Below are 13493 nucleotides of genomic sequence, written 5' to 3'. Positions count from 1 at the left end.
TGATGTGCCCTGGGTCGTTGCCGCCTTCTGACAACGACCCAGGACGAATGGCATGCGGCAGCAAGCCACCTTAACAATCACACAATCATCATGTAATCTCCCGCCCGCTTCGTCAACGGTTCACGCAGGACTCTCCACCGGTAAAAGAGGCCGATCACGCATCCGCCCCAACCGATCGTAAATGCTCCCCAACGCACCCTGCTCGGTGGAAAAAATGTTCGCATCGCCACCAATCATTTCAAAAAGCCCGGTGGCATGCATCACCTGGAGAATCTGCCGCTTGAGACCCGAAAATACCATGACAATGCCATTTTTCCGCAACCGCTCCACCAGATGATGGATCACCTCCTCGCCGGAAGCATCGAGCTGATTGATCCCATCGCCAACCAGCAACAAATAACGGGCATCGGGCTTGGTGGATACGGCGCTCAAAACCATCTCCTCGAAATAGGAAACATTGGCAAAATAAAGTTGACCATCGAACCGAATCACGATGATCTCCGGATCAGTCGGAAGATGGGGGTAAAATGCCAAATCACGAAAGGTCCCATCCTCATAAAGACCAAGCAGCGCAACACGCGGACTCATGGTGCGATAGAGAAACAGAATGATCGCCAGGCCACCCCCGAAGAAAATCCCCTTGTCCAGATGCGGGGCAAAACCAAGAGAGGCGATGAAGGTGGCAATGGCTGCGATCCCGTCGTGACGGTTGGCATGCCAGGCATGACCAATGGCGTGGAAGTTGATCAAACCCACCACGGCCATCATGATCACCGCGGCAAGCACCGCCTCCGGGAGGTGATAAAGAAGCGGGGTGAGAAACAACAGGGTGACCAGAACCATCAACGACGTGAAAACAGATGCGAGACCGCTTTTGGCCCCGGCATCGAGGTTGACTGCGGAACGCGAAAAAGAGCCGGAGGTGGGATAGGATTGAGTGAACGCGCCAACCAGATTGCCAAGTCCCTGACCGATGAGTTCCTGGTTGGGATCGATGCTGTCACGAGTACGGGCGGCCATGGCCTTGGCGATGGAAATGGCCTCCATGAAACCGACCAGGGAGATCACCAGGGCGGTGCCGGCCAAAGACACGATCCGCTCCAAATCGAGCCCGGGCATGGCCAGGGTGGGCAATCCCTGCGGAATCGCGCCAACCACCTTGCCGCCCATGGCCTCGAAGCCGATCCCCCAGCTCACCAGCGTCGAAAGGGCCACGGCGATGAGCACGCTCGGCAGGCCGGGACGCTTTTTTTTCAAGATGAACATGATGGCAAACGACACCACGCCAAAGGCCAGGGATGGCCAGTGGACCAGATGAAGCTGCTGCAACACCCCCCAGATATCGACCAGGAAATGATCGCTGCGCCCCATCTTGACACCAAAAATCTTGGAAAGCTGCGACAAACCGATGATCAACGCGGCGGCATTGGTGAAGCCGAGAATCACCGGATGAGAGAGGAAGTTGACCACCACCCCCAGACGCAACAGACCGAGCGCCAGTTGCACCACGCCAATCAACAGGGACATGAGGATGGCTAAAGAGACGAATTCGTTGCTGCCAGGTTGCGCGAAAGGCAAAAGGGCCGAGGCGGTCAGAAGCGACACCACGGCCACCGGCCCGGTGGCCAGCTGACGCGAGGAGCCGAACAACGCAGCCACGGCGCCAGGCAGAAAGGCGGCATAGAGCCCGTAATAGGCGGGCAGGCCAGCCAGGTTGGCATAGGCCATCGATTGCGGAATCAACACCAGGGCCACGGTGATGCCGGCCACGACGTCGGCGCGCAAGGCGCCGAGCCGCATGGGAAACCATCCCAGGAATGGAAAGATTTTTGACAATGAAGACATGAATTTCAATCCTTATTCAATCGTTGCGACACGCCAAGAACAGGGATACCCTCCAAAGAGCCTCAACACGGATGTGAAGCGTGATCCTCGGTTTCATCAATGCACCGCCGGTCGGGCCACCACCAGCGGACACGGCAACCGCCGACTCCAGAACGGTGAACGCCGCCGCTCCGCATTGCCGGGCAAGCCCCATTTCTCCAACGACTCGACCAGAATGCAAACAATCCCGGAGACCGCGCGAGCATGGGCCAGAACCGTCTGCCAGGAGATGCCGGGACGGTGCACCATGCGCGCGGAACGACCCGAAACCATCACCTCGCGGACAAACCCATCCCAATCCGCATGCTGCTCGGTTCCGGATCGCGCCAACAAAATCTCCACCCCGGCATCCAGACGCTCCATCATCGCCCGGGTCGTGGCCAACAGCTCGGCTTGCGGCTCGTCTCCGCGCACCACCAGCAGGATCTCCCGCGTGGCGCGACTCATCTGGCGGGCTGTCTCGAACTCCCCGGCCTCGGCAAAGGCCGACGCGGTCAACAGTCGCTCCAGTGGCGCCGAAGTGATCATGTCGGCAACGCCACGGGCTGCCCATCCCGCAACACGATCGTCGGATCGTGACGATCCGTGTTCTCGCGCGGCGCGACCGGCGCCTCGAGCAGCCAGCACGCCTGTTCCGGCTCACCCGCCTCGGCAAAGGTCACAGCCAGCCAATGACGCTCCAACAAAGATGAAAAATAGGGGATCATGGTCGTACCTCTCGGTTCAAACGAACGAAATAGTGGAATCAAGGTTGCTTGAATGGAAGGATGGCAGATGCCATGCCATAAAATTTAATGCTTGTATTTCAAATTGTTGACTCAAACACCCCATAACAAATCAGGATACTTGTGTTGCATGATGCAACACAGGATGCACGGCGTGGATGAAAATCTTGATGGGATTTGTTATTAATTTGTAAACAATCAAATGCTTATGAAAAGGCTGGCGGAAGGGCGACTAAATGCAATACTCTCTTGCAAAATGCAACAGTCGTCCGTTGCATGGATGACTTGGACACCCTGTCACCGGTATCACCGCCTCTGGAGCACCCACGATGCTGCAAAGCTCTCTGCGCCGCAAGGTTCTGCTCGGTTACACCCTGATCAGCGCCCTCGCCCTGGGACTGAGCCTTTTCACCCTGGTGGAGCTGCGCCTGTTGTCCACCCGTCTGTTCACCGGCGAACAGTTCTATCGGTTCTTGAACGATGTGCTGGAGATGCGACGTTACGAGAAGAATTTCTTTCTGTATCAGCAACAGGGCGACCTCGAACAACTGCTTCACTACGTGGAACGGGCACGTCAGGATCTCAACGAGACCGAAACCCTCGTCGCCAGACCACGGGCCGAACTCATCGAGGCGCGCGGCTGGCTGGAGGATTATCAACAACTGGCCCATGCCTCCCTGAAGTCGGATCCGGAGCATTCGCAATGGCACGAATCCCGTTTGCGCAGACTGGGCAAGTCGCTGGTCACCACCGCCGAAGAGCTGGCCGATGCGGAACGTCAGGTGGTGCATCGCGCCCTGGAACGACATCGCTTGCTGCTGCTCGTGGCCATGCTGGTGGCCATCGCCGTGATCCTGTTGATGGGCGCGGTCCTCTCCCGGCGGATCGTCCAGCCTTTGCGTCAGATCGAAGAGGCCATGGCCGGAGTCGCGGAAGGACGGTTCACCCGCATCCACATCCCGGCCAACGACCAGGAGATCGTTTCGTTGACCCGCGCCTTCAACCGGGTGCTCAACGAGCTGCGTATGCGTCAGAAACATCTGCTGCGCTCGGAAAAACTCGCCTCCTTGGGCACCCTGCTCTCCGGTGTCGCGCATGAACTCAACAATCCGCTCTCCAACATCTCCACCTCCAGCCAGATCCTCGCCGAGGAACTGGACTCCGCAGATGCCGAATTCCGGCGTGAACTGGTGGAACAGATCGATCAGCAGACCCGCCGGGCACGGGATATTGTGCGCTCACTACTCGATCTGGCCCGTGATCGGGACTTTCAACGCGCCGAAGTGCCGCTGGCCGATACCATCGAAGAGGCGATTCGATTCAGCAAGGGAAACATCCCGACACGCATCCGGGTGTTGAGCGAAATCCCGTTCGAAACCGTAGTCGTGGGGGATCGACGTCGTTTGCAGCAGGCGTTCATCAACCTCATCAAGAACGCGGTGGACGCAATCCCGGACCAGGGCGAGGTGCGGATTCGTCTCGTCCATCCCCTGTCCGAATCGCGGGTCGATCCGGAGAGCTGGTTTGCCGCCTGTCGCTGCCGTGCCCCGTGGTGCGATGTCGAGGTGTTGGATAGCGGATCCGGTATCGCCGAGGCGGATCTGGGACGGATTTTCGATCCCTTTTTCACCACCAAGCCGGTTGGACAGGGATCAGGATTGGGACTGGCGGTGGTCTACGAAGTGGTCGAGGAGCACGAAGGGTGCATCGCGGTGGAAAGTGAACCAGGGCAGGGCAGTCGTTTCGTGGTGAGGCTGCCAGTCAAACAGGAGGGTGGGGCATGAGCGGAACCGGAGCCATTCTGATCGTGGATGACGAGACAATCGCGGCGCGCAATCTGACGCATGTGATGCGCAAGGAAGGATATCGGGTGAGTACGGCGGAAAACGCCGCGCGTGCCGTGGAGCTGTTGGCCCGTCAGACCTTCGAGGTGGTGTTGACCGACCTGCGCATGGAGGGGATGGATGGCATGGGGCTGCTGCACCACTGCAAGGCCCGCTATCCGGAAATCGAGGTGATTCTGATCACGGGATTCGCTACCCTGGAGTCGGCGATCGAGGCGATGCGCGCCGGAGCCTTCTACTACATCGCCAAGCCCTACCGATTGGAAGAGGCGCGCGGTCTGGTCGGCGAGGCGCTGGCCAAGGTCCGTCTCAAACGTGAGAACCGTCAGTTGCGCGAGCAGATTCATGGACTGCGCGCGCCAGGACCGATCATCACCCGTGATCCCGGGATGATCAAGCTGCTCGAAACCGCACGGCAGGTGGCACCGACCGGTTGCAACGTGTTGATCACCGGGGAAAGCGGGGTGGGCAAAGAGTTGATCGCCCGTGAGCTGCATCGGCATGGGGGGCGTCCGGAAGGTCCGTTCGTGGCGGTCAACTGTGGGGTGTTCACCGAAGAACTGCTGGCCAGCGAGCTGTTCGGTCACGAAAAGGGGGCTTTTACCGGCGCGATCCAGGCCAAGGCCGGATTGATGGAGAGCGCCGGAGGCGGCACGCTGTTTCTCGACGAGGTGACCGAAATGAGTCCGGCCATGCAGGTCAAGCTGTTGCGGGCGATTCAGGAGCGTGAGGTATGGCGGGTGGGTGGTACGCGGGCGATTCCCATCAATGCCCGATTCATCGCCGCCACCAACCGGGATCTGGCGGAAGCGGTGGTGCGCGAGCGGTTTCGCAAGGATCTCTATTTCCGCTTGAATGTGATCACCTTGGCGATCCCTCCGTTGAAAGAGCGGCGTGGTGATATCGAGCTGTTGGCCAACCATTTTCTCAAACGTGGCGCCGAGCGGATGGAGCGTCCGGCGCGACGCATCTCCCCGGAGGCGATGGCGTTGCTGCGAGAGTATGATTTTCCAGGCAACATCCGTGAGTTGGAAAATCTCATCGAACGTGCGGTCGCGTTGTGCGAAGGGGAAGAGATCGATGTCTCCCACTGGCCGGACATGTTACGGGTTGGAGTGATTCGTGCCTTTCACCGCCGTCCGGGCGGATCCCCGACGTTGGAGGAGTTGGAGGGGGATTACATTCGTTGGGTGTTGGGTGAGGCGGGAGGAAATCAAACCCTGGCAGCGTCAATTCTGGGGATCGATCGGGTATCGTTGTGGCGTAAACTCAAACGGTTGCGGTTGGTGGCAGGAGAAGAGGGTGGTGGGACGATCTGAGCAGCGTCAATTCTGGGGATTGATCGGGTATTGCAGGGGGGACCGAAGATCTCCGGCGCAAGTCCGGAGGCAGAGCCTCCGAGGTTTGGCTTTTGACTTTGCTTTTTAACGTGCCCGTCAAGAAACGATGTTTCGCAAAAGAAATATCTTATCGTAACCTGCATGATGGAGAAAAGGGTTCTTCCCCCCATCATGCAGGTTACGTAAAAAACAAAAATAAAAAATTTGGTGCAGTTTAATTAAAATAGCTTATCAAATTCAGCCAGATCAACCTGCTTCGTTGACTCACTTCTGCCGGCTGAACTCAAACGCGTGCGACTCGTTCCCGCGTCGTACCGTGAACTGCATCGTCTGAGCCGATCCCAATGTTCCCAATACCGCCATCCCCTTCATCGGATCCGTCAACTCCACCCCGTTCACCCAGGTCACTACATCCCCTGGCTGTACCCCGAACTGCTGCAAAAAATTCGGATCCCGACCAGGAAAAAGTTGTACCCCACCAAATTGTCCGTTGGTGAACACCGGCTCGATTCTAATATTCTCCAAAATGCTTTCCGGACTCTTCTCGAACTGATTCCACAATGTCCCGATCAATGCCTGCGTCTCTCCCGACACCTGCTTGCGCGTCTTGGACTCCACCACTGGTCCGGATTCAAGCTTTGGCAACAGCAACGTCTCTAACCGTCCCTGGTGCTCCAACACCACACGATCCCACGAAACACGCACAAGTATCGCCGGCCCCACCCGATCCCCTACCCCGTAGGAGCCCTCGGGAATCCCCTCTCCACGGATCAAACCCCGCCACAACACCGAGCTTTCCGAGTCGTAAAGAATCCCCATCAGACGCGCATTCAATCGGGTCACCGGAGTTTCGATAACCGTTGCCTCACTGGCAATCACGCCTGTGGTAGTGGATCCCCCAAAAAGACCTCGTACTCCCTCCCCCACCCCACCACTCGAGCGCTTTTGATCGCCAGGTACTCCCCTCCCCTCCCCCGTCGCGTGCTCAACAATCGCCATCGACTCCGGAACGACAAGGCGCCAGCTCCACTCCGCCGCCTCCCAAGCGAGCAGGGCAATCAGGGCCAGTCTTGACCAGAAGGCCAGGCGCGCAATCATCTCTCCATCGCCCAACGCCTACTCCGAAATCCGCAACAATTGATCCGCCAACCCCTCCAGCTCCTCCAAGGTCGCATACTCCACAATCACCTTACCTTTTCCCTTGAGATGCGTGATGGAAACCTTGGTGCCGAGCGTTTCGGTCAAACGCTCCTCGATGGAGAGGATCATCGGATCCTTGCGACGCTTGGCCAAGATAGGACTCCCTTCCTCCTCTTCCACGGACACCCCTTCCTCGCCAGGCTCGACCTGCTTCGCCTCCTCCTGCTCAAGTGTGCGCAACAGCTCCTCGGTTTGGCGCACCGAAAGATTCTGCTCGATCACCATTTCGGCAACCCGATCCAGAAGCTCAGGCTTGCTTTCCAAACGTACCATCGCCCGCGCATGCCCCATGCTTAAATGACCGGACTCGATCAACGCCAGGATCGACTCAGGCAAACGCAACAGACGCAGCAGATTGGTGATCGTTTCCCGACTCTTGCCGATGCGCAGCGCTGCCTTCTTGTGGCTGTAGCCGAATTTCTCGATCAGCTGGGCGCAGCCGCGCGCCACCTCAACCGGATTGAGATCTTCCCTCTGTACATTCTCCAGAATGGAAATTTCCAGCATCTGTCGATCACTGATGCGTCTGAACATGGCCGGAATCTGATCCAACCCGGCCAACTTAGCCGCACGCCAGCGACGTTCACCAGCAATCAACTGAAACGCCTCTTCGAACGTTGGCTTGTGACGAACGATGATCGGTAACAGTACACCCTGCTCCCGTATTGAATCCGCCAATTCGCTCAACGAGGCTTCGGAAAAATTTTGACGCGGTTGATACGGATTTGGAAAAATTTGATCAATTGGAATCATCAAGATTTTTTCTTTGACTGAGGGAGCCAAAGCAGCTTCGCCAAGCAAGGCGGCCAGTCCCTGCCCCATGTCAGTTTGTAAGCTTTTCATGATTCTCAATCCTTGTGTTGCAGTTCAAGAGTTAATTGCAGATAAGCTCTCGATCCAGCCGACCAGGGATGATACCAAACACCCGGACGGCCAACCGATGGCGCAATGCTTAAATTGGGATCGCGCGGAATGATCGTTGCAAAGGTCTGGCTGGCAAAGTGGTGTCGAACCTCTTGTTCGATTGCAAGATTGCTGGGGTTGAGCTGATCATACATGGTCAACAGAATCCCTTCCATCTCCAGGGAGCGATGGATGCTCTTTTTAATGATCTCCATGGTGCGCAGCACTTGACTCAACCCTTCCATGGCATAGTACTCGCATTGAAGGGGGATCAGAACACCATGCGCAGCAGCCAAGGCATTGAGAGTCAAAAGACCCAAGGAAGGAGGACAATCCACCAGAATGGTGTCGTACTCCCCCTCCAAACTTTTCAACCGCTCTCGCAATCGGTATTCACGGCTCTTGGTGTTCACCAGTTCTACCTCGGCGCCACTCAAGTCAGCCGTGGAGGGAATCACTCCCAGCATACCACTGCCCACAATAGCACGGGTTGCCTCCTTCCAACTCGCTTGACCGGTCAGGACATCGTACACCGTGGGGAGATTGCTCTCCTTGGAGATACCGAAGGCTGTAGTGGTATTGCCCTGTGGATCGAAATCAACCAGCAACGTTCTTTTTCCGGTCGCTGCAAAGGTAGCCGCAAGGTTGACCGCAGTGGTGGTTTTTCCCACGCCACCCTTGCGATTGACAATGGCAATGATCTGTTTCATCCCTTCACCCCTGTTTCACGTGGAACCTTGCGCAACTGAACGATCACCCCCTCACCTCCAAACGGCGAGGTATGGATGAACGGTTGGTTGAAAAAGGATGACTGTTTGCCATGCGCAAACTCGGATAACTCGTCATACACTCTTCTGCCCTTCATCGCCAAGCAGATGCCGTCCACTTTAAGAAGAAGTCTGGAGAGTTTGGCTAGTCCATCCAGATCCGCCAAGGCTCGACTTGTTGTGCAATCAAACGTTCCATGCAGTTCCATGGCCTCCTCGACACGCCGCTTATGCACAACCACCCGGTCGCCCATGGCGAGTTCAGAGGCAATAAATTGAAGAAATCTCGCCTTTTTCTGATTGGCTTCGAAAAGGTGGAATTGTCTTGATGGTAATGAGAGTAAAGCCAGCACAATCCCTGGCAGTCCCGCTCCGGAACCCATATCCGCGATTATCCCAGTCTCAGGCAAAAAGGGTATCAGCGAGGATGAGTCAAGCAAGTGTCGGGTCAACAGCTCTCGAACTGCCGCAGGACCTATGAGATGGTAGGTTTGATTCCAGCGCAGCAATTGCTCGACATACTGCTTCAGCTTCTCCTCGCTGTCAGAATTCAATTGGAAAACCAGGCGCAGTGCTGCAAAGAAAGCCTGCCAGTCATACGTAATGGCGTTGTGGATTGTGTTCATGCCAATCTCAGGAACATTTTACGACAGCCTTCAAGTGGACCATCAACACCGAGATGGCTGCGGGTGTTGAACCCGGAATACGATAGGCTTGGCCAAGGGTTCTGGGACGGATTTTCATCCACTTGAGACGCAACTCCGTGGACAAACCCGGTATACCCATCCAATCGAGGTCTTCTGGTATTCGGATAGACTCGGACTTGCGAAATCGGTGGATCTCATCCTCCTGACGTGTCAGGTAACCGGCATAGCTGGCTTCGGTATCCAGGGTATCTCGGATTTCATCTGGGACTCCTTCCAAACCAGCCAACTCAAAAATGCGATGCGACGACAGCTCCTCACCTCGCAACCACTCCCAGGCGCTCTTTCTATCCCGACCATCTGCAAGCCCGGTCTCCTGCGCATGAATGCGGGTGGCTTGCAGTCGTGTGCGCGTTGATTCCAGAAGCTCCTGCTTGGCTATGAAAGTCTGCCAGCGTGCATTGTCAACCAAACCGATCTCCCGACCCAAGGGTGTCAGGCGTGTATCGGCATTATCCGTGCGCAGCAGCAGGCGAAACTCCGCGCGCGACGTAAACATCCGATAGGGCTCATCCACTCCCTTGGTAACCAGATCATCGATCATCACACCCAGATAACTCTCCGAGCGATCAAAGCGAATCGGTGCCCGATTTTGATGAAAGCGCGTTGCCTGTATTCCTGCAATAAGCCCCTGACCCGCCGCCTCTTCATACCCGGTCGTGCCATTGATCTGACCCGCCAAATAGAGCCCTTTCACCCCCTTGACCGCCAAGGCATCATCCAACTGGGTTGGGTCCACCATGTCGTATTCAATGGCATATCCAGGTCGGATGATCACAGCGCGCTCCAAACCCTCCATGGAACGTACCAGGTCGTGTTGAATATCAATCGGCAGACTGGTGGAGATGCCATTTGGATAGATCTCCTGGGTGCGCCACCCTTCGGGCTCGAGAAAGATCTGATGGCGATCACGCTCCTTGAAGCGAACCACCTTGTCCTCGATCGAGGGGCAATATCGAGGACCGATTCCCTTGATCTGACCCGAGTATAGGGGAGCCCGGTGCAGATTGCTGGTAATCAGCTCATGGGTTTTCTCATTGGTGAAGGCAATGTGACAAACGACCTGTGGGCGACAGATCTCTTTTGTCACATGGGAGAAGGGAACGGGTGGCGTTTCGCCCGGCTGAGGTTCGAGATGCGACCAATCGATGCTGCGGCCATCCAGGCGTGGTGGAGTCCCGGTTTTCAGACGATGAAGAATCAGACCCAGTTCCCGCAATGAATCGCTTAAGGTCATGCTTGGCGCATCGCCAAGACGACCCGCTGGAAAGGTTCGTTCGCCGATATGGGCCAAACCACGCAGGAAGGTTCCGGTTGTCAAAACAACCGCAGAGGCACGACAGGGATATCCCCAGTCGGTCATAACACCACAAACACGATCACCTTCGATAAGCAGGCTTGTCGCTTCTCCTTGACGAATGGTGAGATTGGGGGTGGCATCCAGGGCTGCGCGAGTTTCCCGCCGATAGTCGAGCTTGTCCATCTGCGCCCGTGGACCTCGAACGGCAGGTCCCTTGCTGCGATTCAGGATGCGAAAATGAATGCCAGCGCGATCCGCCAGCAAACCCATGAGGCCGCCCAAGGCATCGATCTCTCGCACCAGGTGACCCTTGCCGAGCCCACCAATGGCCGGATTGCACGACATCTGTCCCAGAGTATCGAGATTATGGGTAAGAAGAAGTGTATGGGCGCCCATGCTTGCGGCGGCATGAGCGGCCTCGCAACCAGCATGTCCGCCACCTACGACGATGATGTCGAAACGGTGAGTGCCCAGCATGGGTATCCAGAATTAAAAAAGTATGTCGTGGTTTGGACGCGTGGCAAGAGAAAGCCAGACAGCAGATAGTATCAACACCAATGCAGGGTGGCAAGGGTTTGGGCGTGCGGATGGGTGAGGGTAGGGGGATTCCAGGCGAAAAGGATGGGTTCAGAAAATGGAAAACTTATCAATCTGATGTTCCACGTGAAACATCAACCAAAAAGAAGAACTCATCCGTGAGGGGGATGTTCCACGTGAAAGAAGAACTCATCCGTGAGGGGGATGTTCCACGTGAAACATCAACCAAAAAAACTCATCCGTGAGGGGGATGTTCCACGTGAAACATCAACCAAAAAAACTCATCCGTGGGAGGGATGTTCCACGTGAAACATCAACCAAAAAAACTCATCCGTGAGGGGAATGTTCCACGTGAAACAATGTTGAACAGAGTTTGAATGAGAATATATGATTTAAATTATAATTATTTTCCGATACAAAAAGAACTGAAAATGCGATCCAACAGTGCGTCATGGGTGACATGACCGATCATCTCTCCCAGAGCCTCCAACGCCGCGCGCAGAGGGAGTGCCGTGACCTCACCTGGTCTATTGTGCATGATCAGGGTTTCGCACTCAATCAGGGCGCGCAGGGCGCGTGTCAGGGCCTCCTTTTGACGTGCCGCCAGGATGATGGCCCCTTCGCCATCCACCGGTACAGGCAACAGCAAGCGCCCGATCGCCGATTCCAGCTCATCCAACCCTTCGCCAGTACGAATCGAGACCCGTGCCGTGGGCATGGTAGTGGTGATGTGCAAGTCATATGCGCCGGTATAGAGATCCATCTTGTTCCAGACCACGATGGCATGGCTATCGGCCACGTCGTTCAGCAGATCCTGATCTTCGGGGGTGAGTCCGGATTCGGCATCCAGGAGCATCAGCACTCCGTCCGCTTGGCGCAATTTTTCGCGCGTGAGCGCAATGCCTTCGGCTTCAATCGGTTCATCGGTGGTACGCAGACCGGCGGTATCCAGCAAGATAACGGGGATACCCGCGATCTCCAGGCTGCTTTCGATGCAATCACGGGTGGTGCCTGGAGTAGGGGAGACAATGGCGCGTTTTCGGCCCAACAGATGGTTGAACAGACTTGATTTGCCGACGTTCGGTCGTCCGATGATGACCAAATGGAACCCCTCGCGCAATCGTTCCCCCAATGGTGCTCCGCGCAGAAGCTTTCCCAGTGCTTCGGTGGCCTGACTCAGCTCCTGCAGAATCATGGGGGAGGGTAGGGGATCGATATCCTCATCGGCAAAATCGAGGCTGGCTTCAACATGCGCCAAGACGGTCAGCAGGCGTTCCCGGAGGGTTTCGATGGGTTGTTGGAGTGATCCTTCCAATTGGCGCAGGGCTTCGCGAGCCGCGCGCATGGAGGAGGCATTGATCAGTGCGGCGATGGCTTCGGCTTGGGTGAGATCGAGTTTGCCATTCATGCAGGCTCGGCGTGTGAACTCGCCGGGCTTGGCGGGACGGATGCCGATTTCGCCCAAGATTTCCAGGGTGCGTTGAATGAGGACCAGCGCGCCATGTCCCTGAATTTCCACCACCTCCTCGCCGGTGTAGGAGTGGGGGGCGGGGAAGTAGACGACCATGGTCTGATCGAGGGTTTGATGGGTCTGTGGGTCGATGAGATTCAGGCGTTTGAGGAGGCGTGGTATCAGGTCTGAGTGGGAGACTGGGTAGCCATTCGGATGGCGCAGGATGGGATACAGGCGATCGAGGAGTTGGAAGCCACTGATGCGGATAATGGCGACTGCGGAGGTGCCGGGAGAGGTGACCAGGGCGGCAATGGGGTGATCGTCGAGGAGGGTGGGGAGCATGAGACGGGTCGGAGTTATGGTACGGAATAAAACGATTGCAGGGGTCCGGGGACCGAAGGTTCCCGGCAGAGGTTCGGAGACAGAGTCTCCGAGGTTTTGTTTTTGCCTTTAGCGCGCTCTACAAAAAAGCGTTTTTTCGCATCTTTTGCGAAAAAACGCTGCGCGCCGCCTTGGCTGCGGCATCGTTTCGCGCCTTTAGCGAAACGATGCCGCCAACATGGCCCGGAATCAGTCCGCCGAAGGCGTCTATAGCTGCCGCAAGCCGTTCGCCCCCTCCATTGCCCTGACGGGCAACGGAAGGGGCATATAAAACCTCACACTTGCACGACTTTTCGCAAAGAATGCGAAAGATCGCTTATCGTAAAAGCGCGCGAAAGGCAAATGAAGAGTCCCAGGGCTTCGCCCCGAACCCCACCAGTGGTCACAAGCCCCCAACTGTTAGCCCGGCCCCCAAACAAATGGTATGCCCAGCCCCCAACTGTTAGCCTAGCCCC

General features: G+C 56.5%; 11 protein-coding genes. 2 read left to right on the top strand and 9 right to left on the bottom strand.

From position 1 onward, the window contains the following. Nucleotides 1-120: 120 nt before the first annotated feature. The 3 genes from ACOY6C_RS14875 to ACOY6C_RS14865 all read right to left on the bottom strand — a co-directional run bounded on the left by ACOY6C_RS14875 (nt 121) and on the right by ACOY6C_RS14865 (nt 2591). Nucleotides 121-1845, bottom strand: coding sequence for a SulP family inorganic anion transporter (locus ACOY6C_RS14875; protein ID WP_420906305.1), 1725 nt, complete (start codon nt 1843-1845; stop codon nt 121-123). 96 nt (nt 1846-1941) lie between these two features. Next, nucleotides 1942-2412, bottom strand: a complete 471-nt coding sequence (locus ACOY6C_RS14870; RefSeq protein ID WP_420906304.1) for a hypothetical protein — start codon at nt 2410-2412, stop codon at nt 1942-1944. Continuing rightward, on the bottom strand, nt 2409-2591 hold the full coding sequence (locus tag ACOY6C_RS14865) for a hypothetical protein (RefSeq protein WP_420906303.1): 183 nt from the start codon (nt 2589-2591) through the stop codon (nt 2409-2411). Before ACOY6C_RS14865 ends, ACOY6C_RS14870 begins: the two co-directional genes overlap by 4 nt. 347 nt (nt 2592-2938) lie before the next feature. Here ACOY6C_RS14865 and ACOY6C_RS14860 point away from each other — a divergent pair, with 347 nt between their 5' ends. Together ACOY6C_RS14860 and ACOY6C_RS14855 are read left to right on the top strand one after the other, a co-directional pair. Further along, nucleotides 2939-4393: a sensor histidine kinase gene (locus ACOY6C_RS14860; protein ID WP_420906302.1), complete on the top strand. Its 1455-nt coding sequence runs from the start codon at nt 2939-2941 to the stop codon at nt 4391-4393. Further along, complete coding sequence (locus ACOY6C_RS14855) at nt 4390-5772, top strand: sigma-54-dependent transcriptional regulator (protein WP_420906301.1); 1383 nt, start codon at nt 4390-4392, stop codon at nt 5770-5772. Before ACOY6C_RS14860 ends, ACOY6C_RS14855 begins: the two co-directional genes overlap by 4 nt. 285 nt (nt 5773-6057) lie before the next feature. Here the strand turns inward: ACOY6C_RS14855 and ACOY6C_RS14850 are convergent, their stop codons facing one another. The 6 genes from ACOY6C_RS14850 to mnmE form a co-directional block, all read right to left on the bottom strand. Beyond that, nucleotides 6058-6891 (bottom strand): type II secretion system protein N, encoded by an 834-nt coding sequence (locus ACOY6C_RS14850; RefSeq protein WP_420906300.1) that lies wholly within the window; start codon nt 6889-6891, stop codon nt 6058-6060. Nucleotides 6892-6909: 18 nt separating this feature from the next. Further along, nucleotides 6910-7836 carry a ParB/RepB/Spo0J family partition protein gene (locus ACOY6C_RS14845; protein WP_420906697.1) on the bottom strand — a complete coding sequence of 309 codons (927 nt, stop codon included), beginning with the start codon at nt 7834-7836 and terminating at the stop codon, nt 6910-6912. Between the two features lie 5 nt (nt 7837-7841). Beyond that, the gene (locus tag ACOY6C_RS14840; RefSeq protein WP_420906299.1) at nt 7842-8606 is read right to left on the bottom strand and encodes a ParA family protein; all 765 of its coding nucleotides are present in this window, start codon (nt 8604-8606) and stop codon (nt 7842-7844) included. Further along, on the bottom strand, nt 8603-9289 hold the full coding sequence (rsmG, locus tag ACOY6C_RS14835) for a 16S rRNA (guanine(527)-N(7))-methyltransferase RsmG (RefSeq protein WP_420906298.1): 687 nt from the start codon (nt 9287-9289) through the stop codon (nt 8603-8605). The genes ACOY6C_RS14840 and rsmG overlap by 4 nt, the downstream gene beginning before the upstream one ends. A 7-nt stretch (nt 9290-9296) precedes the next feature. Then, nucleotides 9297-11144, bottom strand: coding sequence for a tRNA uridine-5-carboxymethylaminomethyl(34) synthesis enzyme MnmG (gene mnmG, locus ACOY6C_RS14830; protein WP_420906297.1), 1848 nt, complete (start codon nt 11142-11144; stop codon nt 9297-9299). 463 nt (nt 11145-11607) lie between these two features. After that, nucleotides 11608-12999 carry a tRNA uridine-5-carboxymethylaminomethyl(34) synthesis GTPase MnmE gene (gene mnmE / locus ACOY6C_RS14825; RefSeq protein ID WP_420906296.1) on the bottom strand — a complete coding sequence of 464 codons (1392 nt, stop codon included), beginning with the start codon at nt 12997-12999 and terminating at the stop codon, nt 11608-11610. Nucleotides 13000-13493: the final 494 nt, after the last annotated feature.

The organism is Candidatus Magnetaquiglobus chichijimensis (genome assembly GCF_045865675.1).
Taxonomy (GTDB): domain Bacteria; phylum Pseudomonadota; class Magnetococcia; order Magnetococcales; family Magnetaquicoccaceae; genus Magnetaquiglobus; species Magnetaquiglobus chichijimensis.
Note: the sequence above shows the minus strand (reverse complement) of the source record. Positions and strands in the feature narration are given on the sequence as shown.

Excerpts from the sequence above, each read along its gene's own strand:
- ACOY6C_RS14875 (WP_420906305.1), bottom strand. The coding sequence starts at position 1,845 with ATGTCTTCATTGTCAAAAATCTTTCCATTCCTGGGATGGTTTCCCATG.
- ACOY6C_RS14870 (WP_420906304.1), bottom strand. The coding sequence starts at position 2,412 with ATGATCACTTCGGCGCCACTGGAGCGACTGTTGACCGCGTCGGCCTTT.
- ACOY6C_RS14865 (WP_420906303.1), bottom strand. The coding sequence starts at position 2,591 with ATGATCCCCTATTTTTCATCTTTGTTGGAGCGTCATTGGCTGGCTGTG.
- ACOY6C_RS14860 (WP_420906302.1), top strand. The coding sequence starts at position 2,939 with ATGCTGCAAAGCTCTCTGCGCCGCAAGGTTCTGCTCGGTTACACCCTG.
- ACOY6C_RS14855 (WP_420906301.1), top strand. The coding sequence starts at position 4,390 with ATGAGCGGAACCGGAGCCATTCTGATCGTGGATGACGAGACAATCGCG.
- ACOY6C_RS14850 (WP_420906300.1), bottom strand. The coding sequence starts at position 6,891 with ATGATTGCGCGCCTGGCCTTCTGGTCAAGACTGGCCCTGATTGCCCTG.
- ACOY6C_RS14845 (WP_420906697.1), bottom strand. The coding sequence starts at position 7,836 with ATGAAAAGCTTACAAACTGACATGGGGCAGGGACTGGCCGCCTTGCTT.
- ACOY6C_RS14840 (WP_420906299.1), bottom strand. The coding sequence starts at position 8,606 with ATGAAACAGATCATTGCCATTGTCAATCGCAAGGGTGGCGTGGGAAAA.
- rsmG (WP_420906298.1), bottom strand. The coding sequence starts at position 9,289 with ATGAACACAATCCACAACGCCATTACGTATGACTGGCAGGCTTTCTTT.
- mnmG (WP_420906297.1), bottom strand. The coding sequence starts at position 11,144 with ATGCTGGGCACTCACCGTTTCGACATCATCGTCGTAGGTGGCGGACAT.
- mnmE (WP_420906296.1), bottom strand. The coding sequence starts at position 12,999 with ATGCTCCCCACCCTCCTCGACGATCACCCCATTGCCGCCCTGGTCACC.